This window comes from Streptosporangium sp. NBC_01469, from assembly GCF_036227305.1.
Lineage (GTDB): Bacteria > Actinomycetota > Actinomycetes > Streptosporangiales > Streptosporangiaceae > Streptosporangium.
Window position 1 is genome coordinate 10707556 of sequence record NZ_CP109465.1, and the last position, 23331, is coordinate 10730886.

A 23331-nucleotide genomic window follows, 5' to 3' on the forward strand; every position below is an offset into this window, starting at 1 on the left:
TCCCGTTATCGCGAGGCACCAGGAGATCGCGAGTGTGACCACAGCGTTGTCAGAGGAGAACGTGATGTACTTCACCGATCGCGGTATCGAGGAACTCGTCGCGCGCCGGGGCGAGGAGGAGGTCACCGTGGTGTGGCTGGCCGAACGTCTGCGCGAGTTCGTCGACCTGAACCCCGACTTCGAAACGCCGGTGGAACGGCTGGCCACCTGGCTGGCCCGGCTGGACGACGAGGACGACTGAGAAAAACGCGATATATCTTGACCTTCCGATGGACGCGACATATCGTGTCAGTACAAGGAGGTCACGCGCATGCGGCAATGGACGATCGAAAAACCAGAGCAGCTCACCTTTGACTCCGTGAGGAAACTCAACGTGCGGATCGTGGCGGGGAAGCTGGCTGTGCTGGCCAGCGACGGCCCTCCCACGCTTGAGGTCACCGAGGTCGACAACCCCCCGTTGCTCGTCACCCACGACGACGACGGCACGCTCACCGTCACCTACAAGGACCTCACCTGGGACGGCCTGCTGGGCTGGCTGCGTCCCGGGCGCCGCAGGGCCACGCTGTCACTGACCGTGCCGAAGGACTGCCCGGTCAACGTGGGCGTGGTCTCCGCGTCAGCGGTCGTCGCCGGGTTCGAGGACCGCACCTCGGTCAGGAGCGTCTCGGGTGAAATCGTGCTCGACGGGGTGAGCGGCGAGATCAACGCCGACACCGTCTCCGGCGCCGTGGAGAGCCGCGGCCTGGTGGGCGATCTGTCGTTCAAGAGCATCTCCGGTGAGCTGACCGTGGCCCAGGGCACGCCCCGGCGGCTGAGCGTCACCACCGTCTCCGGCCGGGTCACCGCCGACCTGGAGCTTCCGCCGACCGGCCACGTCACGATGAACAGCGTCTCCGGCGACATCGTGCTCCGGCTCCCGTACACGGTCGAGACCGATGTCAAGATCCGTTCCACCTCGGGCAGGATCGACACCGGCTTCCCCGAGCTCGACTACTCCGTCCAGCCCGGCGCGAAGACGCTGAGCGGCCGGATCGGCGGCGGCATGGCGTCACTGACGGCCAACACGGTCTCCGCCGACGTCACCCTCCTGAAGGGAGCGCAGGCATGAGCCCGGTCTTCGGCCACGGAAGGCTCCGGCTCTATCTCCTGAAGCTGCTGGAGGAGAGCCCGCGCCACGGCTACGAGGTGATCCGGCTGCTCCAGGATCGCTTCCTCGGCGTCTACTCCCCCTCCCCCGGCACGATCTACCCGCGCCTGGCCCGTCTGGAGGAGGAGGGCCTGGTCACCCACGAGGTCGTGGACGGCAAGAAGGTCTTCACCATCAGCGACCGGGGCCGCGACGAGCTCAACGAGCGGCTCGACGAGCTCGCCGACCTGGAGCAGGAGATCTCCGACTCGGTCCGCGACATCGCCCGCGAGGTCAAGGAGGACGTGCGCGACACGGTCAAGTCGCTGCGCGAGGAGCTCACCCAGATGGCGCGCGACGTGCGCCAGGGTCCCGAGCAGGACTCGCGCAAGATCTGGCGCGAGCAGAAGACGGAGTGGCAGCGCCAGAAGCGCGAGTGGCAACGCCAGACCGGCGAGTGGAAGGACGAGTGGAAGCGCGTCTGGGCCGACGGCTTCACCGGCGAGGGGTCACCCGCCGGAGACGCCCGGCTCGGGCAGATGCTGGCCGAGTTCGTCGAGGAGGTCCGCAGGGACGCGGCGGCCGCGCAGGTCAGCGAGGAGACCCTGGCGACCGCCCAGGACGCCCTGTACGACGCGGCCCGCCGCATCCGCGACGCGCTCCGGTGATCCCGGCGGCGCCTCGCGGGACGCCCGCCGGGCGCGGCACGCCACGACCGGCGGCCTCCGTGAGGTGGCGCGCACGGCACGGGTGGCCCCCACCTCCGGACCTGCCGGGTTCATCCCGGCAGGGCTCAATCCCAGCACGGTTCATCCCGGCACGGTTCATCCCGGCAGGGTGAAGACGACCTTTCCGAAGAGCTCGCCCTCGTGCATGGCCGCGAAGCCCTCGCGAGCCTCGGCCAGCGGGAGGGCGCGGTCGATCAGCGGGCGAGTGCCGGTCTGCTCCAGGAAGCGGGCCAGTCTGCCCAGCTGGTCGCGGGTGCCCATGGTGGAGCCGATCACCGACAGCTGCAGGAAGAAGACGCGATTCAGGTCGGCCGGCGGGACCGCGCCGCTGGTCGCGCCGGAGATGACGATCCGGCCGCCGGGGCGCAGCGCCTTCAGCGAGTGCCCCCAGGTGGCCTGGCCGACGGTCTCCATCACCGCGTCGACCCGCTCGGGCAGCCGGGCACCGCTCTCGAAGGCCCGGTCGGCACCCAGTTCCAGGGCCCGCGCCCGCTTCTTCTCCGAGCGGCTGGTCACCCAGACCCGGTATCCCCCGGCCCGGCCCAGCAGGATCAGCGCGGTGGCCACGCCGCCGCCCGCGCCCTGGACCAGCACGGTCGAGCCCGGCTCGAGCCCGGCCTTGTCGAACAGCATGCGGTAGGCGGTCAACCAGGCCGTCGGCAGGCAGGCGGCCTCCTCGAAGCTGAGCGCGGCGGGCTTGGGCACGAGGTTGCGCCGGGGCACGGTGACCCGCTCGGCGAAGGTGCCGTCGTGCTTTTCCGAGAGCAGGGAGCGCTTCGGGTCGAGCGTCTCGTCGGCACCGCTGCCGATCACCGAGTACACGATGACCTCGTTGCCGTCCTCGTCGAGCCCGGCGGCGTCGGTGCCGAGCACCATCGGGAGTTGCTCCTGGCGGAGGCCGACCCCTCGCAGGCTGAACAGGTCGTGGTGGTTGAGCGAGGCGGCCCTCACCGTGACGGTGGTCCACCCGTCGGGAACCTCGGGTTCCGGACGCTCACCGAGCGTGAGACCGTCAAGGGGGTTGTCGGGATCGATCCGCGTGGCGGTTACAGCGAACATGGCCGCACCCTACGCCGTCCGCGCGGCGCCCACCGCGAACGGGCCCCGTCCCCCGCGCCGCCGCTACGCCGTCCGCCGCACGGTTATGCCCGCCATGGTCCTCTCGACGTGTCCCCGCTCCCCCGAGGCCGCGACGTACACGCCGTCCTGGCAGGTCTCGGCGGAGAAGCGGCGTCGCTGCTCGATGACGGAGAGCTCGACCGACGCGACGTCGCAGCCGGGGATCGGGGCCAGCACCAGCAGGGTCTCCCTCGCCCCGCCGAACCACAGCTGCGGCCCCAGCGGCTCACCGCGAAGGATCTCCCCCTGCGTGGCCAGCCGCACCGGGGATTCGGCGTCGAGCACGAGGTAGCCGCCCTTGGTCACTTTGCCGCTCAGACCGCGTGCCCAGAGCATGCGCTGTTCGAAGGGCATGCCGTCCTTGAGATCGCGCAGCGCCACGAACCACGGGTCGAACGCGAACAGCAGCACCTCCCCCTCGGCGGGACTCATCGGGTGCCAGAGCGTCACCCCCTTGGCCAGCCGCCGGATCATCGGCCGCCCCTGGGCGACCCCCGCCGGGCCTCCCGACGGCACGTTCAGCTGCCGGTACGGGCCGGTGTCACCCTCGAGCCGGCCCGATATCGCGGGCCGGACCCCCAGCTTCGCCAGGCCCACCTCCGCCGGGTAGCTCACCTCCGCCGCCGAACCGTCGGGAAAGACCACGTCGAGGATCTCCCTTCCGCCCTCCTGGCGGAACCGCGGGTGGAGCACGTTCGGGGCCTGCTCCGCGACGGCCCCCGCCCGCGTGGGCACCGGCGACGGGAACGGCGGCGGAACCGCGTCCGGCTCCCGGCCCGTCAGCAGGCCCCACGCCACGAGCGCCGCCAGCGCGGCGGCGCCGATCCAGCGCCACGGACCCCCGGGGGACCTCGCCTCGATGATGTCGTGCTGACCACCGGCCACGTCTTCGGCCGCCTCTTGCAGAAGGTACGGTTCTCGGCCCCCATCTTCGGGGTTCGGCGGTCTCGGCACCCGCGTCAGTACCGTCACGAATCAGAATCGATGCCTCCCGGGGGAGGCGCCGTCACACGGCCCGCCGTCCGCGGCCCGGACCAAAATAAACGCGGAAGGCCGCCACACAGTGCCGAGAACGTCACCGCACTCAATGGCCCAAAGGTGTCGGAGTTACTTGAGAAACCTTCGGTAATCGCTGTTACCAGTGATGTCGACGATGCCTCTGAGATCGCCCCTCAACCCATGTGAGCTGCGGAAATGCTTATTCGTTAAGTTATAACAAATGGCTATTTAAATAACAAGACAGCATCGGATGGAACCGTCTCAGACTTTTTCCCGTCAATTCCTGCCGAGTGCTCGGCCCAGTCAGTAACGTTCCGATCGTTTTCCCGGCGAGGAGAAGTCCCGTCTCCGCGCTGAGAACGAAAGGAGCTTCATGAATTCCCGAGCACGGCGCCTCACGATCCCCCTCACCGGCGTTCTCATGATCGCCGGAGTGATCGGCGCCACCACCGGTGCCAACGCCGGTACGGCCCCCAAGGACGTGGTCAGTTCCCAGGCCTCGGAGACGGCCAACCAGGCCACCTCCTTCTGGTCGCCCGAGCGCATGCGCAAGGCCACGGACGCCACCGGCGACCTCGACCTGAGCGTCAGGGGCGGCAAGGCCTCCAGCGCCGCGGGCCCCGACGGCCCCGGCGGGTCGGTCCCGCCGATCGGCGCGGAGGGCGCCAAGTCCTCCAAGAGCAAGCAGGTGAACCTGCCCAACACCGTCGGGCGCGTCTTCTTCACCCTGCCCGGCGCCAACCCGGCGGACCCGAAGAGCTGGAAGTACTGCTCCGGCAGCTCAGTTCAGGGCAAGTACCGCAACGTGGTCGCCACCTCCGCGCACTGCGTCTACGACGTGAAGACCAACCAGTTCTACGACAACTGGATCTTCATCCCGTCCTACTGGGACGGCAACCAGGCGTGGGACGGCAAGAACCCCTACGGCATCTACGCGGCCAAGTGGTTCAACGCGCACGACGACTTCGTCGTGAAGGAGGACTACGACTACGACTACGCCTTCGTCAACGTCCACTCCGGGTTCAAGGTGAACTGGGAGAAGGACAAGGACGGCAAGTGGAAGCCGATCATCAAGACCGTCGGCCGTCTCGGCGACAACGTCGGCGGCCAGGGCTTCGCCTGGAACCAGAAGGTCAAGAACTCGATCTTCTCCTTCGGCTACCCGGCCGGCCTGCACCCCGACGGCGACAAGCCCTACTCCGGCCGCACGATGAAGTGGTGCTACGGCACGACCGGCGCCATGCCGGCCGCGCCGAAGTACAACGTCCAGGAGCACATCGGCTTCAAGTGCGCCTTCACCGCGGGCGCGAGCGGCGGACCCTGGATCTACAAGTACAAGAGCTCCAGCCGGACCGGCTACCTGATCGGCGTCAACAGCATCGCCTGGGACACCGACAAGAACGACCGGTACGACAAGATCTCCTCGCCGTACTTCAACAGCGACACCTACAAGGTCTACAAGACCGCGGCCAACCGCTGGACCAGCTGACCCGCACCACCGGCCGACCGTAAGGCCATTCGGCCGGCCGGAGTGAACGAGAAGGGCCCGGTCCTGGGACCGGGCCCTTCCTCACACGGGTGGCGGCCGGTTACGAACCCGGCCGCCGGGCCCTGCCAGGGGACGTCCCGGGAAAGGCCGCCAGCCTGTCGGGAACGTTCCATCCACTCGCCGGTTTCGGGGAGTCGTCGTCGAGGGCGAAGACCGGGCCGGTGGCGGCCCGCAGCGAGCAGGGGCTGCCGTAGGTGCGTTCGAACCGGATGAACCGGTTGTTCCAGATCCCGATGGCGGTCACCGTGACCGGGTCGTACTGCAGCGTGCACGCCACCCCCGCCTTCGGCCTGAGCCTGGCGGGATCACCCCGCACCTCGGCCAGCGCCTCGCACGCGTGGACCGCGTCGGGGTGGGTGTCGCCGGGCCGGTCGCACAGCAGCAGGGCGTGGCTCGCCACGGGCAGGGGCTTGTCTCCCCGCGCGAGGCTCAGCACGAGCGCCTTGGCGCTGCGCGGAGGTCTGGCCCTGGGGAACGGATCCACCGGTCCGGGCATGGTCTGGGCGGGCTCGCCCGGATGGAGCGGGAGCGGCTCCGTCACCTGCGGCCCCCGGTCGCCGGGACGGGGAAACGGCCGCGTCTCCTGCGACCCGGGAACGGGATCGCGGGGCGGCGGTGTGGACGCCGCGGCCGTACCCGAGAGCTGGAAGAGGCCGACAACGGCCAGGCAGAGAAGACGCCGCATGAGATCCCCCGATGACGTGTGACGCGGATGCCCGGCTCAGCCTGCCCTTGGTCGCACTCTCGGGACAACCACCGGCCCCGGTGTTTCCGCAGTTCATACGGTCACATGACCCGCACGGAACTTCTCGATCAAGTGAAGGTAGATCAGACGGGCGCCGAGGATTCTCGGTTCCATGGATTTGATAACAAAAATGTAACGGTCCGACTGGTTGCCCGTTTTATAGCTCTTTAACCCATCTTTGCCGAGTACGGTCACCTCTTGTCTCTTTACGCATGCGTGGGTTGCGTCCCGAGTGACCCATGACAAAGAAGGAGCTTCATTGAACTCCCGAGCCAAGCGCCTCGTCCTTCCCCTCGGCGGCGCCCTCGCCGCCGCCGCGATGATCGGCGCCTCCCTCCCCGCCACCGCCCAGGCGAGCACGGCCGACCCCGACGTCAAGTCCTCGGCGCTCACCCCCTCCGGTAACGCGAAGGCCATCGCGGGCTACTGGACCGCCTCGAAGCTCAAGTCGGCGACGACCTACCTCGCCGACTCCACCGTCTCGGCCAGGCTGACCAAGACCGGTGCCGCCAGGGCCGCCGCCGACGGCAAGCCCGGCGTCGTCGCCCCGACCGGCGAGGAAGACAAGAGCGCCGGCAAGTCGAGGAACGTGAACCTCCCGATCACCGTCGGCAAGGTCTTCTTCGTCGACGACAAGGGCCAGGAGCGTTGGTGCTCCGGCAGCTCCGTGCAGTCGAAGTACCGCAACCTGGTCGCCACCGCCGCCCACTGTGTCTACGACACCGACGCGAACAAGCCGTTCGGCAACTTCGTGTTCATCCCCGGCTACTACCAGGGCAAGGCCCCCTGGGGCATCTACGTCGGCGCCAAGGTCAACACCCACGACGACTTCACGGTCTACGAGGACTACGACTACGACTACGCCTTCGTCAACGTCTACAACGGCATCAAGCAGCAGCCCGAGAAGGAGGTCGACTACAAGACCTTCAAGGCGCACGTCGACAAGGGCGGGGTGGGCCGTGAGGCCGCCACCACGGTCGACTTCGAGACCTACGACAAGTGGACCCAGAAGGGCGGCCTGGGCAAGGTCGAGAACGTCTCCTCCGAGGACGAGGTCGGCCCCCAGTACAAGGACGCCCTCGCCGTCGCGGCCGAGACCGACAAGTGGACCTGGGAGAAGGTCACCGGCGAGGTCTACGGCCTGAAGAACGACAAGGTCACGCTCAAGGGCAACGAACTGCCGCAGGCCAACTGGCCCAAGGCCGGTTCCAAGGTCGAGACCCGCGTCGAGAACGTCACCAAGACCGAGTACGACGCCTACAAGGGCCTTGGCTACCGGAAGATCGACGCCCAGGGCAACTACACCATCACGTACTACTTCGTGGTGAAGTACATCAAGAAGACCGCGTCCGTGAAGTACGTGATCTTCCGCCACTACATCTCGACGGTGGCCGACGCCGGCCGTCTCGGCGACAACGTCGGCGGCCAGGGCTTCAGCTGGAACCAGAAGCTGGGCAAGAAGGTCTTCACGTTCGGCTACCCGACCTCGGCCCACCTGGACGGCAACAAGCCGTACTCCGGTCACACCCAGAAGTGGTGCTACGGCACGACCGGCGCCGCGCCCGTCGTGTCGGCCTACAAGGCCGAGGAGCACCAGGCGATCAAGTGCGCCTTCACCCCGGGCGCCAGCGGCGGTCCCTTCCTGCTGCAGTACAAGAACAGCAAGCGGACCGGCTACCTCAACGGTGTCGTGAGCCTCACGATCGACAGCGACGACAACAAGCGCTACGACCGCGTCACCACCCCGTACTTCAACGGTGACACGTACGGCATCTACAAGCACGCCGCCAACCTCTGGACCGGGAAGCTTCCCGCCTAGACACGGGCTTCGTGAACGAGGAAGGGCCCGGTGCACACCGGGCCCTTTTCCACCTTCACGGGGTGCTTATACACCTTCAGCCACACTGGCCAGGTAACAGAGTAAGAGCGGATCGGTCCAACGAACTGCCCAAAACTAAGTTGATCTGGAAAAATCACCCCTTGCACCCTAGGTAGCCACCCGAAACTCCCGGTTCCCCGAAAGGATTCCCATGTCCTCCCGCGCGCGGCGGCTCACGGCCACACTGGGCGGGCTGGTCGCCGCCTGTGTGATCATGACGTCCACGTTCGCCGGGAGCGCCGCGGCCGGCCCGCTGTACGGGGTTCCCAACGGGATCACCTCGATCACCCTGACCAAGAGCAGCGCCGACATGAGGCGGATCGCGGAGTACTGGAGCCCGGCCAGGCTCAAGCAGGCCATGGACAACGTGCCGGCCACGCCCGGCAGCCCTCCCTCCTCCGGGTCTCCCTCCTCCGCGTCTCCCTCCTCCAGCGGCCCCACAGGGAGCGCCACACCGGGGAGCGCCACGGCCGCCGCGGCGTCCAGCGCCAGGGAGACCGCGACCACCACGACCACCGGCAGGAAGAGCTCCAGCACGTCCGGGAGTTCCGCCCCGGTCGTCAGGCCCACCCTGCCGAAGAAGCGGCCCCCGGCCTCCAGCAGCTCGCCGGTGACCGTGGGCAAGGTGTTCTTCCGGATCGGCACCAAGGACTACTGGTGCTCCGCCTCCTCGGTGGCGGCGACCAACCGCAACCTGGTCGCGACGGCCGGGCACTGCGCCTACGACGCCAAGACGGGCAGCCAGGCCGAATACTGGATCTTCATCCCCGGCTACGACAAGGGCAACACCCCGTACGGGATCTACGTCGGCCACTCCCTCAACCTGCATGAGGACTTCGTCGGCAAGGGCGACTACGACTACGACTACGCGTTCGTCACCGTGCACGACGGCTTCAGGTGGAAGGCCGGCAAGGCGTCCGGCACCTACGAGATGGAGGGCGTCGGAAGCCTGGAGGACAACGTCGGCGGGCAGGGCCTGGTGACCAACCGCGGCAAGGGCCTGTCCACGGTCGCCTTCGGTTATCCCGCCGCCCCGCATCCCGACGGCTACCGGCCCTACGACGGCCAGAAGCTGAAGTGGTGCGACGGGCGCACCATCAGCGTGACGGCCCCCGCCCGTCTGGTCGAGCAGGGAATCGCCCTGACCTGCGGGTTCACCAACGGCGCGAGCGGCGGCCCCTGGCTGATCTCCTACAACAACGCGAACGGCGTCGGCTACCTCAACGGCGTCAACAGCTTCGCCTGGGACGTCAACACCGACCGCAGGTACGACAGGATCTCCTCCCCGTACTTCATCGCGTCGACCTACGTCGTCTATCACTGGGCCGCGACCCAGCAGGCGCCCCGATCATAACACCGCCTTAAGAGAGGCTTAAGGGACCCTTATGCGGGGTTTGCTCCGGCGATCACTGCATAGGTTCGTAGCTTGTCGTCCCGCAGTTCCCGGACGTCCGGGAACGTTGCAGCGCAAGGAGCTCGTCTTTTGAAGCACTCTCTTCTCCCCCTCGGTGGCGCCGCAGCCGCCACCGCCCTGCTGGCCACCACCCTGGCCGGCACCGCCCAGGCCGCCCCCGACTGGGCGACCGACCCGATGGCCAGGAACAACGCCTCGGCGGTCTCGGTCATCGACTTCTGGGCGGCGTCGAACTTCGCCGCCCTCAAGAAGGCGACGGTCTACAACCCCGACCCCGGGGCCCCGAAGATGAAGGTCGGCGGCGGCTTCTCCCCCGACGGCAGGCCCGGCAGCGTCGGTCCGACCGGCTCGGAGAAGCCCACCCCGTCACTCGCCAAGAACGTGAACCTGCCCAAGACCATCGGCAAGGTGTTCTTCGTCGTCAACGGCGAGTACCGGTGGTGCTCGGCCACCTCCGTCCAGGGCAAGTACCGCAACGTGGTCGCGACGGCCGCTCACTGCGTCTACGACCCGGGCAGCAACAGCGACACCCTCGACAAGTGGGTCTTCGTCCCCGGCTACTACCAGGGCAAGACCCCGTGGGGCATCTACGTCGGCAAGTCGGCCTGGACGCACTACGACTTCGCCAACTACGAGGACTACGACAAGGACTACGCCTTCGTCACGGTCTACAACGGCGTCGCCTTCAACGGGGTCAAGCAGGTCACCAGGGGTGAGTACAACGGGTTCACCGGGCCCAAGTGGTCACGTGGCTCGCACTACTACATCCTGCTCTCCAAGGATGTCGGCCGTCTCGGTGACAACGTCGGCGGCCAGGGCTTCACCTGGAACCAGAAGACCGGCAAGACCGTCTACGTCTTCGGCTACCCCACCGCGCCGCACCCCGACGGCGACAGGCCCTACAGCGGCGTGACGCCCAAGTACGTGTACGGCAAGACGTCGGGCAAGGAGTACGTCTCTTCGGCCGAGAAGGTCGAGGAGCACGTCGGCCTCAAGGGCGCCTTCACCCCGGGCGCCGACGGCGGGCCGTGGATCTCGCAGTACAGCAGCTCCAGGCGCCTCGGCCTCGTCAACGGTGTCACCAGCCTGTTCGGCGACCAGGACCAGAACGACCGCTACGACCTCATCACCTCGCCGTACTTCGACGGGGAGACCGCCGACATCTACCGCAAGGCCGCCAACGTGTGGTCCGGCAGGATCGTCGGCCCGAACGGCGAGCTCTACAGATAACTCGCACATCCTGAGGCGAGGGGCTCTCCCGGCCCCTTGACCACCCGCGGGGCCCGGCGCGTAGCGCGCCGGGCCCCGCACCCGTTTCCGGGGGCGAAGAGGTCGGCCTCGGGGGCCAGGAAGGCATTTCGTGGGGCGATTCGGAAGCTCGTCCGGTCAGAGGCGGGCGCGTTAGACGTGTCCGCCGCGGAATCGGTGCCATCAAGTTGATGTGATCTGCATCACACAAGAGTCATGACTCACCGCAGTCACTCAATCACCTCACATCAGTCACTTCCGCCCCAGACTTATGCCTATCTGCGGAAACAGCCGAGACATCCTCAATCACAACATCAGCATCAAGGGCGCATAAACATCACGAAACGGTCTCGGCCCCTCAGGCCCGCCTCTTACCTCTCGAACCGGCTTCCGGTGGTCAAGATCGGCGCTGTATGTTTCTGGCATTCCCTTTACTGACGCATGGGACGCAAGAAGCGTTCCACATCAGACCAAGGAGTTCCCCTTGAAGCGCATCCTCCTCCCCGCCGGTGGCGCCGTTCTGGCCACCGGTCTGCTGGCCGCCGGCCTGGCCGGCACCGCCAACGCCGTTCCGGACTGGGCCTACGACACCATGGCCAAGGACGCCCCGTCCGCGGTCGACGTCGCCGAGTTCTGGCTCGCGGCCAACGGCGCCACGAACAACCTGGCCAAGGCGACCCCCTACACCTGGGAGACCAAGGCCACGCCGACGCTGAACGCGGGCGGTGGCTACACCCCCGACGGCAAGCCCGGCGTCGTCGCCCCGACCGGCGAAGAGAAGAAGACCGCCGCGAAGGTCAAGAACATCAACCTGCCGAAGTCCATCGGCAAGGTGTTCTTCGTCGACGACAAGAACCAGCTGAAGTGGTGCTCGGCCACCTCGATCCAGGGCAAGTACCGCAACCTGGTCTCGACCGCCGCTCACTGCGTCTACGACGACAAGGCTGACGCCAGCGTCGCCGACAACTGGGTCTTCGTCCCCGGCTACTACCAGGGCAAGACCCCGTGGGGCATCTACGTGGGTAAGACCGCTTACACCCACTACGACTTCGCCAACTACGAGGACTACGACCGCGACTACGCGTTCGTGACCGTCTACAACGGTGTCCAGATCGGCGGCGGCGAGGGCAAGGTCGTCACGAAGGACGAGTACGACAAGTTCACCGGTCCCAAGGGCGTCAAGACCACCGAGATCACCAAGGCCCAGTACGACGAGTGCAAGGACTTCAACGGGAAGGAGACCTCCGACTGCTACGCCAAGGAGGAGAGCTCCCAGGTCCTCGTCGGCCCGGACTGGAAAGAGCAGATTGACGGCAAGTGGTACCACGCCGTCAAGGTGAAGGACGAGGTCACCAAGGCCCAGTACGACGCCGCCCCCAGCGGCCAGGGCCAGGGTTACAAGGAGTACTTCACCACCGAGCACGTCACCAAGGCCGTTTACGACGCCTACACCGGCCCTGGCTACCGCAAGATCGATGGCGTGGGCAACTACACCATCACCCACTACTACCTCGAGAAGTGGGTGAAGGAGACCAAGACCACGAAGTACTTCAAGGACACCTTCGCCATCGTCGAGGGCTTCATCAAGGACGTCGGCAAGCTCGGCGACAACGTCGGCGGCCAGGGCTTCACCTGGAACCAGAAGCCCGAGCAGACGGTGTTCGTGTTCGGCTACCCGGCCGACGCGCACCCCGACGGCAACAAGGCCTACACCGGCGTTACGCCGAAGTGGACCTACGGCAAGACCACCGGCAAGACCTACGTCCAGGCGTCCACGAAGGTTGAGGAGCACATCGGCCTCAAGAGCTCCTTCACCCCCGGCGCCGACGGTGGCCCCTGGCTCGCCAAGTACAGCAACGCCAAGCGTCTGGGCTACGTCAACGGTGTCACCAGCCTCTTCGGTGACCAGGACAAGAACGGCCGCTACGACCTCATCACCACGCCGTACTTCGACGGCGAGACCGCGGCCATCTACACCAAGGCCTCCGCGGTGTGGTCGGGCTCGATCGTCAAGTAGTAGTAGCTCCCTGACGATCACCCGAGCCTGAGCGTCCAAACCTCAGACTCACCCAGATTCACAGCACCACCAGCTTCACCCGAAGGGGCCCGGCACACGCCGGGCCCCTTCGGCCATCCCCCACCGGGGATCGTCGCGGAAGCGGCGACCCGCTCCGCGCAGACGTCGAAGGGCCCGGCACATGCCGGGCCCTTCGACGTTGTGGGGTGCCGTCCAGTTGTGGGGTGTCATCAATCGGGAGCCCTGGCGGCACCAGGGCTGAAGATCACGGATATGCCTCCGCGACGTCTCACGCGTCCGTGGGCGGTGATCATCTCGCCTCCGCGCCGCCACGTCGCGTTCTCAGACGAGATCAGATCTTCCAGGCCGGGAAGAACACCACTCCTGCGGCCGGCGCCCGGCAGCGAAAGGATCAAGCCCTTACGGGAGGCGCGAGGAAGGTGAGTGAGAAGGAGGCCATGAGGGCGCTCACTCCGGTTTTCTACGTGCGTTTCGCTTGCCGTCTGGCCCATCCGAGAGCCTGGATCCCACATCGACGGCGTCTTTAGACGCGGCCCCATCGGAATCGGTGCCATCAGATTGATGTGATCTGCGTCACATGTGATTGGTAACGAATTGTGTCGGTTCAGTCACGACACATCCGTCACTTCAACCACAAGGATCCGCCTATCTGCACAAACATGTAGGCACCCCCCCAACTCCAACATCAGCTTCACGGGAGTCCAAACATCACAGAATGGCATCGACGCGATCAAGGAAGTCTTTGATCCACAAACCGGCTTCCGGTGTTCAAGATCTTCGCTGTATGTTTCTGGCATTCCCTTTACTGACGCATGGGACGCAAGAAGCGTTCCACATCAGACCAAGGAGTTCCCCTTGAAGCGCATCCTCCTCCCCGCCGGTGGCGCCGTTCTGGCCACCGGTCTGCTGGCCGCCGGCCTGGCCGGCACCGCCAACGCCGTTCCGGACTGGGCCTACGACACCATGGCCAAGGACGCCCCGTCCGCGGTCGACGTCGCCGAGTTCTGGCTCGCGGCCAACGGCGCCACGAACAACCTGGCCAAGGCGACCCCCTACACCTGGGAGACCAAGGCCACGCCGACGCTGAACGCGGGCGGTGGCTACACCCCCGACGGCAAGCCCGGCGTCGTCGCCCCGACCGGCGAAGAGAAGAAGACCGCCGCGAAGGTCAAGAACATCAACCTGCCGAAGTCCATCGGCAAGGTGTTCTTCGTCGACGACAAGAACCAGCTGAAGTGGTGCTCGGCCACCTCGATCCAGGGCAAGTACCGCAACCTGGTCTCGACCGCCGCTCACTGCGTCTACGACGACAAGGCTGACGCCAGCGTCGCCGACAACTGGGTCTTCGTCCCCGGCTACTACCAGGGCAAGACCCCGTGGGGCATCTACGTGGGTAAGACCGCTTACACCCACTACGACTTCGCTAACTACGAGGACTACGACCGCGACTACGCGTTCGTGACCGTCTACAACGGTGTCCAGATCGGCGGCGGCGAGGGCAAGGTCGTCACGAAGGACGAGTACGACAAGTTCACCGGTCCCAAGGGCGTCAAGACCACCGAGATCACTGCGGCCCAGTACCAGGAGTGCAAGGACTTCAACGGGAAGGAGACCTCCGACTGCTACGCCAAGGAGGAGAGCTCCCAGGAACTCGTTGGTCCTGACTGGGTTGAGCTCGGCGAGGACGGCAAGCCCAAGCCCGGTGGCCTGAAGGCCGTCAAGGTTCAGGACGAGGTCACCAAGGCTCAGTACGAGGCCGCCCCCAGCGGCAACGGCCAGGGCTACAAGGACTACATCGCCACCGAGCACGTCACCAAGGCCGTTTACGACGCCTACACCGGCCCTGGCTACCGCAAGATCGATGGCGTGGGCAACTACACCATCACCCACTACTACCTCGAGAAGTGGGTGAAGGCGACCAAGACCACGAAGTACTTCAAGGACACCTTCGCCATCGTCGAGGGCTTCATCAAGGACGTCGGCAAGCTCGGCGACAACGTCGGCGGCCAGGGCTTCACCTGGAACCAGAAGCCCGAGCAGACGGTGTTCGTGTTCGGCTACCCGGCCGACGCGCACCCCGACGGCAACAAGGCCTACACCGGCGTTACGCCGAAGTGGACCTACGGCAAGACCACCGGCAAGACCTACGTCCAGGCGTCCACGAAGGTTGAGGAGCACATCGGCCTCAAGAGCTCCTTCACCCCCGGCGCCGACGGTGGCCCCTGGCTCGCCAAGTACAGCAACGCCAAGCGTCTGGGCTACGTCAACGGTGTCACCAGCCTCTTCGGTGACCAGGACAAGAACGGCCGCTACGACCTCATCACCACGCCGTACTTCGACGGCGAGACCGCGGCCATCTACACCAAGGCCTCCGCGGTGTGGTCGGGCTCGATCGTCAAGTAGTAGTAGCTCCCTGACGATCACCCGAGCCTGAGCGTCCAAACCTCAGACTCACCCAGATTCACAGCACCACCAGCTTCACCCGAAGGGGCCCGGCACACGCCGGGCCCCTTCGGCCATCCCCCACCGGATTCGGTTCTCCCAAGAGGACTCCCCGAGCCGGGGGACGGCGCTCAGGCGGGATTGAGCTCCCTGACCCGCTCGTTCAGCTCCACCACCGGCCGCTCGGCCGCGTGGGGATCCAGTCTCCGTCGCAGGTCCGCGACGTAGGAGCGGGTCCTGGCCGACTCCAGGCCCCTGGCCAGCGCCAGCGCCTCCACCGCGACGGAGCAGGCCTCCTCCAGCTCCCCCGAGGCGAGCAGCCCGGCCGAGAGCAGCGACAGGTTGAACATCCGGCCGCGCACGTAACGCCCGTCCATCTCCAGCGAGCGCCTGGCGTGCCGTACCGCACCCGGCCCGTCGCCCAGGTCGCGGAAGCAGTGCGCGAACTTCGCCGACAGGTAGGCCTCGTCGAAGTAGGAGATCCAGTCGGGCTCGTGGCCGGCCCTGCGCCGGTCGAAGGACAGCTCGGCCTCGTGCAGGGAGCTCGCGCACGCCGCGCGGTCGTCCAGTGCCGCGTGCGCGTGGGCCTCCAGCACGTGCGTCTCCGCCAGCAGGGCGAAGACCCCGGCCCGCCGGGCGGAGAGCTGGGCGGCCCTGGCTAGGTCGAGCGCATGGGCGGGTTGTCCTATATATATGGCCTGGTGGCTCATCCCGGCGAGGATCTCGCCGCCGAGCCCGTGGTCGCCCGCCCCGCGCGCCAGGCGCAGCGCCTGGATCAGGTAGCGCTGGGCCAGGCCGTGCTGCTCCAGGTCGTAGGCCATCCACCCGGCCAGCCGGGTCAGCTCGGCCGCGGCCGAGGCCAGCGCCTTGCCCGTGTTCTCGGCGTACGAGCCGTCACCGAGGAGCGGCGCGACCGCCGTGTCCAGATATTTCACGACAGCAGGGCGGACCCTGCCGCCGCCGAACCTGTTGTCCAGCTCGCCGAAGGACCGGGTGACCTCCCGGATCGCCGCGATGTCGTCCATGCCGACGCGCCGGGTGCCCCGCCCCTCGGGGCGGCCCTCCAGCGGAAGGGTCAGCCAGCGCAGCGCTCCGGCGGACCCGGCCCCGATCGCGAAGGTGGAGTCGAGTAAGAACCTTCGTCTCTCCACGTCCCCGCGCCACAGTGCTGTCACGGTCGAGATTCCCTCCTGCCACGTGTGGTTGAACTCCTGCCCGAGGTCGAGAGGCGTCAGGACGGCCGGCAGGCCGAGATCCTCGGGACTCACCGCCCTGCCGAGCCGAAGCGCGAAGATCTCGGCGAGCAGCCCCGTGACCGGGTCTCTCGGCCGCTGGCCCGCGAGCCAGCGCAGCACGGAACTGTGGTCGTATCTCAGACCGGACAGGCCGCGAGCCGCGCCGAGATCGTTGAGCCGACGGGCCAGCCCCTTGTGGGTGAAGCCCGCCTCGGCGATGAGCCGCTGAAGTAGTCGGTTGGGCTCGCGTTCCATAGCTCCCCTCACCGTGAGAACCATCCGCGTGCCGACGGCGCGCGTGATCCGGCCGTGCGCGCATCGACTACCTGATGCACGCCTTACCGGCATAGGTAACTGAGAGCTCTTTTTATAGCACGATCCGTGACGAATATCGGGGTTTCCGGAAAGCACGGACGCCCCCCGCCGGTCGGGCGGGGGGCGTCCGCGATCGCGTGCCTGGTGAGCGTGTGGCCTGGAGCATGGACCTGGTGCGTGGGGCCTGGTGAGCGCGATCGGTATGGGATGCGGGGCCGCGCTTCCGGCCGTACGGCGGGATCACCCATCCCGCGAGGAGCGGGGGCCGGTCGGCGACCGCGGGCCGGAGAGGTGGTGGCCTAGAGGCGGGCGACCCCGTCGGCGCGGGCCTGCGCGGAGACGGCGGCGATGACCGCCGGGGCGACGCGCTCGTCGAACGGGCTGGGGATCACGCAGTCGGCCGACAGGTCGCCGTCCCCGACGACCCCGGCCAGCGCCTCGGCGGCGGCGACCTTCATGTTCTCGGTGATCGTGGTGGCGCGGACGTCGAGCGCCCCGCGGAAGACGCCGGGGAAGGCCAGCACGTTGTTGATCTGGTTGGGGAAGTCGGAGCGGCCGGTCGCGACCACGTGCGCGTACTTGCGCGCGATGTCCGGCCGCACCTCGGGCGTCGGGTTGGACAGCGCGAAGACGATCGAACCGGAGGCCATCGACGCGATGGCCGCCTCGGAGATCGTCGAGCCCGACAGCCCGACGAACACGTCGGCCCCCGCCAGCGCTTGCTCGGTGGAACCGCGCAGGCCCGCCCGGTTGCTGTCGCGCGCCAGGGCCTCCTTCACCGGGTTGAGCCCGTCGCGGCCCTCGTAGATGAGGCCCTTGGAGTCGGCCACCGCGATGTCGCCGATGCCCGCGTTGAGCAGGATCCTGCTGACCGCGATCCCGGAGGCGCCGGCGCCGGCGACCACGACCCGCAGCTCTCCCAGCGAGCGGCCGGTCAGCCGCGCGGCGTTCTTCAGCGCGGCCAGCGTGACGATCGCGGTGCCGTGCTGGTCGTCGTGGAAGACGGGGATGTCGAGGAGCTCGCGGAGGCGCGACTCGATCTCGAAGCAGCGGGGCGCGCTGATGTCCTCGAGGTTGATCCCCCCGAAGGAGGGGGCGAGCCGGACGACCGTCTCGACCAGCGCGTCCACGTCGGTGCAGTCGAGGCAGATGGGCACCGCGTCGACCCCCGCGAACTGCTTGAACAGCAGGGCCTTGCCCTCCATGACCGGCATGGCGGCGGCGGGCCCGATGTCCCCGAGGCCGAGCACCGCGGTGCCGTCCGAGACGACGGCGACCACGTTGGAGATCCAGGTGTAGTCCTTGGCCAGCTCGGGCTCGTCGGCGATCGCGCTGCAGACCCTGGCCACCCCCGGCGTGTAGGCGAGTGCCAGGTCGTCGGCGTCGCGGACCGGGACGGTGGAGCGGACCTCCAGCTTGCCCCCGCGGTGCAGGGCGAAGGCCGGATCCAGATCGAGCGCCTCGAGAGCCTCGAGGGAGATGGAGGATGGCATAACAGCCACAGCGACCCCTGTAGTTCAGTCAGACAGACGGATATTTCCTTCGGAAGCGGCCGGAGGAAGCCTGTCCCGGGCTTCGGTAGCCGCTCGGGGCCTGCTCACTGAGCACGGTCGCCTGGAGGGGTACGGGGGTCACCCGTTGCTCGATTGTGCCACATGTTGAGACTGCCTCCGATGGAGGAGGTCACTCACTTTCGCCGTCCCGGTGTTAACCTCACCACATCGTGTAATACTCAAAATCCATGCCGCCTCTTACATCGACGGATCCCCAGATGGACCTGACCTCCTACGCGGAGCTGGCCGTACTACTGATCAACAGCCCCGACCGGCTGACCGGCCTCGAAGGGCTGCGCCTGCTCCTGGAAGAGGGCGGCCGCTACCGGCCCGGCTGCCGAATCACCAGGAGCGACCTGGAAGCCCTGCGCGACCTGCGCGAGGAGCTGATGATCGTGTTCGAGACCGCCGAGGCGGGCGACGAGGAGGCGGTGGTCGACCGGCTCAACTCGCTGCTGATCCACCACCCGGTCCAGCCGCAGATCTCCGGTCACGACGGCGAGCGCTGGCACCTGCACCTCACCGAGGGCGGCCGGATGGCCGACCAGTACGCGGTGGGCGCGGTGATGGGACTCGCCACCATGATCACCGACCTCGGCGTCGACCGGCTCGGCCTCTGCCAGGCGCCGCCCTGCCGCAGGGCCTACCTCGACACCTCCTCCAACCGGTCGCGCCGCTACTGCTCGGAGCGGTGCGCCAGCCGGGCCAACGTCGCCGCCTACCGGGCCCGCCAGAAGGTCGGCCAGTAAAGCCCGAGGCCCCTGAGGTCGCCGCCTGCCGGGCATACCAGAAGACCAGCCGGGCCCACCTGAAGACCGTCGGTGAGCCCGCGAGGGCCCCGGGCCGGGGCCTACCTGGCCCGCCAGAAGCCCGGCCGGTAGCGCAGCACCACCCTGCCGACGATCGACGAGAGCGGCAGCGCCCCGAAGTCCCAGCTGTCGCGCCGGCCGGGCGCGCGCTGGTTGTCGCTCTCCAGCCACCAGCCGCCGTCCTCCTCCCACGCGGCGCGCTTGACGATGAGCACGGCGGGGTCGGACGGCAGCCGGGCGACGACCAGGTCCCCGGGCCGCACGGTCGCGCCGCGCCGTACCCAGAGCCAGTCGCCCGGTCGCAGCGCGGGCAGCATCGACTCTCCCGCGACACGGACTCTCATGGAGCGTAACCCCCTCCCACGCGGGCATTCGGAGACGAGTAAGGTCGTTAACCGGACCATTCTGAACCTGGCACCAAGGAAGGATTTCCGATGCTCGCACGACTTCTGCGTCCCAAGCACATCGCCTCGGCGCACTGCGACCTGCCCTGTGGCGTGTACGACCCGGCCCAGGCCCGCATCGAGGCCGAATCCGTCAAGGCCATCATGGAGAAGTACGCCGGAAACGAGGACCCGGTGTTCCGCTCCCGTGCGCTCAGCATCAAGGAGGAGCGGGCCGAGCTGGTCAAGCACCACCTGTGGGTGCTGTGGACCGACTACTTCAAGCCCCCGCACCTGGAGACCTACCCGCAGCTGCACCAGCTGTTCTGGGAGGCCACCAAGCTCGCGGGCGCGGCCGGCGGCAAGGGCACGGTCGACGTCGCCAAGGCCGACGAGCTCCTCGGCAAGATCGACGACATCTCCAAGATCTTCTGGGAGACCAAGGCCGCTTAAAACCCTCACAACGATGTCGTGAGAGGGCACCGGTGGTCCGGATCAAGGAAATGTCCCCGGGACACTCCCTTGATCCGGATCGGGGCCCGCGAGGACGCGCCGCCGCCGGCACGACGTCCGGGCCGTGAGGCCCCGGCCTCGCCTGACAGGCCGGATCCCGGCGCGTCGGCGCCGTCCGGCACGGGCCGGACCGCGATGCGCCGGAGCCGTCATAAGTACAGTGCCCCTTTTTGCGTATCTTCAGGGGTTCTTGACGGTGGCAAATCGCCTCGATCGCGAGTCCAAGCGGGCCAACTACCGTCTCAGGGCTGTAGGTTGCAGTCAGCGACTCTGCGAGGAGGAACGTGACCGAACACACCGAGGCGCCCGCGGTCGGCATGGGCGGGATCCGTGACGTGGTGAGCGTCCGGCTGCCGGCGACGAGTGCCTATCTGTCCGTGCTGCGTACGGCGACAGCCGCGCTCGCCGTACGGCTGGACTTCACGCTGGACGAGATCGAGGATCTTCGGATCGCGGTCGACGAGGCGTGTGCGATGTTGCTGACCCAGGCCGTTCCCGGCACCGATCTGACCGCCGAGTTCGAGCTCACCGGGCAGCTGATGAAAGTGCGGGTCGAGGTCAGCACAGTGGGGAGCACACCCCCGAAGCGCGACGACTTCGCGTGGATGGTGCTCACCGCCCTGGCCGATGATGTGGATGCCGTAACCGACTCCCCCGACCGTATGGCGATCGTCCTCCGCAAGCGCCGAGGCGCGGCGAGGCCGGCGTGACGGAAAGGACTCGTGCCATGGCCGCCAGCGACCACGCGGTGCCCGACCGGGTGCGTGCGCGCCTGCTCTTCGCGGAACTGGTGGAGTTGACCTCCGACGACCCGCGGCGTCAGCGCATCCGTGACGAGCTCGTCGAGCTCCACCTCCCCCTCGTCGAATACCTCGCCCGCCGGTTCCGTAACCGGGGCGAGTGGCTGGACGACCTCACACAGGTCGCGACCATCGGGCTGATCAAGTCGATCGACCGCTTCGATCTCGGCCGCGGGGTGGAGTTCTCCACCTACGCGACCCCGACGATCGTGGGCGAGATCAAACGCCACTTCCGCGACAAGGGCTGGGCGGTCCGCGTGCCGCGCCGGCTGCAGGAGCTCAAGCTCTCGCTCACCAAGGCGATCAGCGAGCTCTCCCAGCGGGAGGGGCGCGCGCCGACCGTGGCCGAGCTGGCCACGTTCTTGAAGATGAGCGAGGAGGAGGTGCTCGAAGGGCTGGAGTCGGCCAACGCCTACTCCACGGTCTCCCTCGACGCGCCCGACTCCGGTGACGATGACGCACCGGCGGTGGCCGACTCCCTCGGGATCGTGGACGACTCCCTGGAGGGCGTCGAATACCGCGAGTCGCTCAAACCCCTGCTGGAGCGGCTGCCCCCGCGGGAGAAGCGGATCCTGTTGCTGCGTTTCTTCGGCAACATGACACAGTCCCAGATCGCCACCGAGCTCGGCATCTCACAGATGCACGTGTCCCGGTTGCTCGCCAGGACCCTCGCCCAGCTCCGCGAGGGCCTGACCGTCGACGACTAGCGGACGGCTGGTCCTGGTCCCCGTTAGAAGGCGTGCGCCGTCTAGTCCTGATCCCCGTAGAGGGCGTGCGTCGTCGGCGGGGACAGCAGCGTGACCAGTCCGATCACCGCGAGGGCGATCAGCGAGATGCCGATCACCCGCTGGTCGGACTGGATCAACGTGATCGAGACCGGGATGGCGAAGATCTGCGTCAGCACACCCGGGCTCCGCGCCCATCGCTCCGACCGGATCATGCCCCAGCCGACCCAGAGCAGGGCGGCGCCGATGATGATCCCGAACGCGGCGACGGCGATCGAGCTCATCAGGTCGGACGGCCGGCCGATCACCGTCTCCACGCCGGCGTAGCCGCCGAGGAGCAGGGCGGTCGTGCCTTCCAGTGCCATGACGGCGGCGGCGACGGTGAGGGTCATCGGGCGGTTCGACACGGGGCCAACCCTATCGCCGGGTGTCGTCGCCCGGTTCTTCGCCGCCTCAGCTCGGTTTCCGGCGGATACGCTGAGGTCATGCGCGCGATGCTCCTGGTGAATCCGAAGGCGACGACGACCAACCAGCGAACCAGGGACGTTCTCATCAGAGCGCTGGGCGCGACGATGAACCTGACCGTCGAGGAGACGGCCTACCGGGGGCACGCGACGCGGCTCTCCCGCAAGGCGCACGCCTCCGGCTACGACGCGGTGGCCGTGCTGGGCGGTGACGGCACCATCAACGAGGCGGTGAACGGGCTGCTCGACCCGGTGGACGGCAAGGCCGGCGACGAGGGCAGCTCGATCGACCGGCCCGCGCTGCTCGCGATCCCCGGCGGCAGCGCGAACGTCTTCGCGAGGGCCCTGGGCCTGCCGAACGACCCGGTCGAGGCGGTGGGGGCGATCCTGGAGGCGATCCGCGACGGCCGGAGGCGGACCGTCGGGCTCGGCCAGGCGATCTGGGATGACCACAGTAGATATTTCACGTTCTGTAGTGGCCTGGGGTACGACGCCGAGGTGATCAGGGCGGTCGAGGGGATGCGGGGCACCGGCCGCAAGGCGACGCCCACCCGCTATGTGAACACCGCGTTACACCACTATCTGTCGACCGACAAGCGCCATCCGCCGATGACCGTCGAGGGTCCGGACGTGCCGCGGACCGGCGGCATCTTCATGGCCGTCGTCTCCAACACCTCTCCGTGGTCGTACATCGGCCCGCGGCCGGTCTCCCCGACCCCGTGGGCGAGCTTCGAGACCGGGCTCGATCTCCTGGGCCTCCAGCGTCTCGGCCTGCCCTCCATGCTCCAGCTGATGCCCCAGATCATCGGTGATCGCGCCACCCTGCCGACAGGCCGCCACCTGGTGCAACTCCACGACGAGAAGGAGTTCACGCTGAGCGCCGGGCGCCCGGTGGCGTTCCAGCTGGACGGGGATTACCTGGGGGAGGTCGAACGGATAACTTTCCGTTCTATCCCCGACGCGTTACAGGTCTTGGTCTAATCGGTTACGTGCGGGCATGTGTGACGCATCCGACATCCATTTCAGGCAAAACGTTCTCCCAAACCTCTTGCGTGTACTAAGCGTGGCTGACAATCTCGAGATTGACGTCGGAACGTAGGACCTTTGAGCGGCTACCTCGCTCCCAGGCCACCGACGATCGAGCGGACAGACCCCCGACCCGAACCACGGACCGGGGTTCCGTTCGCGCTGGTTAGTGAAACTCTTCACAAAGTGAGCCGCTGGAGCCGACGCAAGGGCTCCTCATA

23 protein-coding genes are annotated in these 23331 nt (G+C 67.5%); 14 read left to right on the forward strand and 9 right to left on the reverse strand.

What is annotated here, in order from left to right:
- Positions 1-64: 64 nt before the first annotated feature.
- From OG587_RS46620 to OG587_RS46630, 3 genes are all read left to right on the forward strand, one after another.
- Positions 65-241: a DUF6104 family protein gene (locus OG587_RS46620; protein WP_329094229.1), complete on the forward strand. Its 177-nt coding sequence runs from the start codon at positions 65-67 to the stop codon at positions 239-241.
- Between the two features lie 117 nt (positions 242-358).
- Entirely contained in the window at positions 359-1108 is a 750-nt protein-coding gene (locus OG587_RS46625) for a DUF4097 family beta strand repeat-containing protein (RefSeq protein ID WP_329085544.1), read from the forward strand.
- Complete coding sequence (locus OG587_RS46630) at positions 1105-1794, forward strand: PadR family transcriptional regulator (protein ID WP_329085546.1); 690 nt, start codon at positions 1105-1107, stop codon at positions 1792-1794. Before OG587_RS46625 ends, OG587_RS46630 begins: the two co-directional genes overlap by 4 nt.
- Before the next feature lie 156 nt (positions 1795-1950).
- Here OG587_RS46630 and OG587_RS46635 read toward each other — a convergent pair whose 3' ends face one another.
- Entirely contained in the window at positions 1951-2913 is a 963-nt protein-coding gene (locus OG587_RS46635; RefSeq protein ID WP_329085548.1) for a zinc-binding dehydrogenase, read from the reverse strand.
- A gap of 63 nt (positions 2914-2976) precedes the next feature.
- Positions 2977-3858 carry a hypothetical protein gene (locus OG587_RS46640; protein WP_329085550.1) on the reverse strand — a complete coding sequence of 294 codons (882 nt, stop codon included), beginning with the start codon at positions 3856-3858 and terminating at the stop codon, positions 2977-2979.
- Between the two features lie 487 nt (positions 3859-4345).
- Here OG587_RS46640 and OG587_RS46645 point away from each other — a divergent pair, with 487 nt between their 5' ends.
- A complete protein-coding gene (locus tag OG587_RS46645; protein ID WP_329085551.1) occupies positions 4346-5461 on the forward strand; it encodes a trypsin-like serine peptidase in 1116 nt (371 codons plus the stop codon).
- A 100-nt stretch (positions 5462-5561) separates the two neighbouring features.
- On the opposite strand, the gene OG587_RS46650 is transcribed toward OG587_RS46645, so the two are convergent.
- Positions 5562-6206 carry an SSI family serine proteinase inhibitor gene (locus tag OG587_RS46650; RefSeq protein WP_329085553.1) on the reverse strand — a complete coding sequence of 215 codons (645 nt, stop codon included), beginning with the start codon at positions 6204-6206 and terminating at the stop codon, positions 5562-5564.
- 93 nt (positions 6207-6299) lie between these two features.
- A complete protein-coding gene (locus OG587_RS46655; RefSeq protein ID WP_329085555.1) occupies positions 6300-6461 on the reverse strand; it encodes a hypothetical protein in 162 nt (53 codons plus the stop codon).
- A 64-nt stretch (positions 6462-6525) separates the two neighbouring features.
- On the opposite strand from OG587_RS46655, the gene OG587_RS46660 reads away from it, so the two are divergent.
- The gene (locus tag OG587_RS46660) at positions 6526-8085 is read left to right on the forward strand and encodes a hypothetical protein (protein ID WP_329085556.1); all 1560 of its coding nucleotides are present in this window, start codon (positions 6526-6528) and stop codon (positions 8083-8085) included.
- 168 nt (positions 8086-8253) lie between these two features.
- On the opposite strand, the gene OG587_RS46665 is transcribed toward OG587_RS46660, so the two are convergent.
- Positions 8254-8769, reverse strand: coding sequence for a hypothetical protein (locus tag OG587_RS46665; protein ID WP_329085558.1), 516 nt, complete (start codon positions 8767-8769; stop codon positions 8254-8256).
- Here OG587_RS46665 and OG587_RS46670 point away from each other — a divergent pair.
- The 4 genes from OG587_RS46670 to OG587_RS46685 all read left to right on the forward strand — a co-directional run bounded on the left by OG587_RS46670 (position 8756) and on the right by OG587_RS46685 (position 15248).
- Positions 8756-9499 (forward strand): trypsin-like serine peptidase, encoded by a 744-nt coding sequence (locus OG587_RS46670; RefSeq protein WP_329085559.1) that lies wholly within the window; start codon positions 8756-8758, stop codon positions 9497-9499. The genes OG587_RS46665 and OG587_RS46670 overlap by 14 nt on opposite strands.
- Positions 9500-9628: 129 nt before the next feature.
- Positions 9629-10789, forward strand: a complete 1161-nt coding sequence (locus OG587_RS46675; RefSeq protein WP_329085562.1) for a trypsin-like serine peptidase — start codon at positions 9629-9631, stop codon at positions 10787-10789.
- A gap of 502 nt (positions 10790-11291) precedes the next feature.
- Complete coding sequence (locus OG587_RS46680) at positions 11292-12824, forward strand: hypothetical protein (RefSeq protein ID WP_329085564.1); 1533 nt, start codon at positions 11292-11294, stop codon at positions 12822-12824.
- An 876-nt stretch (positions 12825-13700) separates the two neighbouring features.
- Positions 13701-15248, forward strand: a complete 1548-nt coding sequence (locus tag OG587_RS46685) for a hypothetical protein (protein WP_329085565.1) — start codon at positions 13701-13703, stop codon at positions 15246-15248.
- A 170-nt stretch (positions 15249-15418) separates the two neighbouring features.
- Here the strand turns inward: OG587_RS46685 and OG587_RS46690 are convergent, their stop codons facing one another.
- Positions 15419-16777, reverse strand: a complete 1359-nt coding sequence (locus tag OG587_RS46690; RefSeq protein ID WP_329085567.1) for a hypothetical protein — start codon at positions 16775-16777, stop codon at positions 15419-15421.
- 359 nt (positions 16778-17136) lie between these two features.
- Positions 17137-18330: an NAD(P)-dependent malic enzyme gene (locus OG587_RS46695; protein ID WP_329094231.1), complete on the reverse strand. Its 1194-nt coding sequence runs from the start codon at positions 18328-18330 to the stop codon at positions 17137-17139.
- A 278-nt stretch (positions 18331-18608) separates the two neighbouring features.
- Between OG587_RS46695 and OG587_RS46700 the strand changes: the two genes are divergently transcribed.
- Complete coding sequence (locus tag OG587_RS46700; protein ID WP_329085569.1) at positions 18609-19139, forward strand: CGNR zinc finger domain-containing protein; 531 nt, start codon at positions 18609-18611, stop codon at positions 19137-19139.
- Positions 19140-19240: 101 nt separating this feature from the next.
- On the opposite strand, the gene OG587_RS46705 is transcribed toward OG587_RS46700, so the two are convergent.
- Entirely contained in the window at positions 19241-19543 is a 303-nt protein-coding gene (locus tag OG587_RS46705) for a S24 family peptidase (RefSeq protein ID WP_329085571.1), read from the reverse strand.
- A 90-nt stretch (positions 19544-19633) separates the two neighbouring features.
- Here OG587_RS46705 and sodN point away from each other — a divergent pair, with 90 nt between their 5' ends.
- The 3 genes from sodN to OG587_RS46720 all read left to right on the forward strand — a co-directional run bounded on the left by sodN (position 19634) and on the right by OG587_RS46720 (position 21602).
- Complete coding sequence (gene sodN / locus OG587_RS46710) at positions 19634-20035, forward strand: superoxide dismutase, Ni (RefSeq protein ID WP_329085573.1); 402 nt, start codon at positions 19634-19636, stop codon at positions 20033-20035.
- Between the two features lie 344 nt (positions 20036-20379).
- Positions 20380-20805 (forward strand): anti-sigma factor, encoded by a 426-nt coding sequence (locus tag OG587_RS46715; protein ID WP_030924831.1) that lies wholly within the window; start codon positions 20380-20382, stop codon positions 20803-20805.
- A complete protein-coding gene (locus OG587_RS46720) occupies positions 20802-21602 on the forward strand; it encodes an RNA polymerase sigma factor SigF (RefSeq protein WP_030924834.1) in 801 nt (266 codons plus the stop codon). The genes OG587_RS46715 and OG587_RS46720 overlap by 4 nt, the downstream gene beginning before the upstream one ends.
- A 41-nt stretch (positions 21603-21643) precedes the next feature.
- Here the strand turns inward: OG587_RS46720 and OG587_RS46725 are convergent, their stop codons facing one another.
- Positions 21644-22027 (reverse strand): hypothetical protein, encoded by a 384-nt coding sequence (locus tag OG587_RS46725; protein WP_329085575.1) that lies wholly within the window; start codon positions 22025-22027, stop codon positions 21644-21646.
- A gap of 78 nt (positions 22028-22105) precedes the next feature.
- Here OG587_RS46725 and OG587_RS46730 point away from each other — a divergent pair, with 78 nt between their 5' ends.
- Complete coding sequence (locus OG587_RS46730; protein WP_329085577.1) at positions 22106-23065, forward strand: diacylglycerol/lipid kinase family protein; 960 nt, start codon at positions 22106-22108, stop codon at positions 23063-23065.
- The last annotated feature ends 266 nt before the right edge of the window (positions 23066-23331 follow it).

What these genes read in the sequence shown, in the direction of transcription:
- OG587_RS46620 (WP_329094229.1), top strand. Translation starts at nt 65, where the DNA reads ATGTACTTCACCGATCGCGGTATCGAGGAACTCGTCGCGCGCCGGGGC.
- OG587_RS46630 (WP_329085546.1), top strand. Translation starts at nt 1,105, where the DNA reads ATGAGCCCGGTCTTCGGCCACGGAAGGCTCCGGCTCTATCTCCTGAAG.
- OG587_RS46635 (WP_329085548.1), bottom strand. Translation starts at nt 2,913, where the DNA reads ATGTTCGCTGTAACCGCCACGCGGATCGATCCCGACAACCCCCTTGAC.
- OG587_RS46645 (WP_329085551.1), top strand. Translation starts at nt 4,346, where the DNA reads ATGAATTCCCGAGCACGGCGCCTCACGATCCCCCTCACCGGCGTTCTC.
- OG587_RS46650 (WP_329085553.1), bottom strand. Translation starts at nt 6,206, where the DNA reads ATGCGGCGTCTTCTCTGCCTGGCCGTTGTCGGCCTCTTCCAGCTCTCG.
- OG587_RS46690 (WP_329085567.1), bottom strand. Translation starts at nt 16,777, where the DNA reads ATGGAACGCGAGCCCAACCGACTACTTCAGCGGCTCATCGCCGAGGCG.
- OG587_RS46695 (WP_329094231.1), bottom strand. Translation starts at nt 18,330, where the DNA reads ATGCCATCCTCCATCTCCCTCGAGGCTCTCGAGGCGCTCGATCTGGAT.
- OG587_RS46700 (WP_329085569.1), top strand. Translation starts at nt 18,609, where the DNA reads ATGGACCTGACCTCCTACGCGGAGCTGGCCGTACTACTGATCAACAGC.
- OG587_RS46705 (WP_329085571.1), bottom strand. Translation starts at nt 19,543, where the DNA reads ATGAGAGTCCGTGTCGCGGGAGAGTCGATGCTGCCCGCGCTGCGACCG.
- sodN (WP_329085573.1), top strand. Translation starts at nt 19,634, where the DNA reads ATGCTCGCACGACTTCTGCGTCCCAAGCACATCGCCTCGGCGCACTGC.
- OG587_RS46730 (WP_329085577.1), top strand. Translation starts at nt 22,106, where the DNA reads ATGCGCGCGATGCTCCTGGTGAATCCGAAGGCGACGACGACCAACCAG.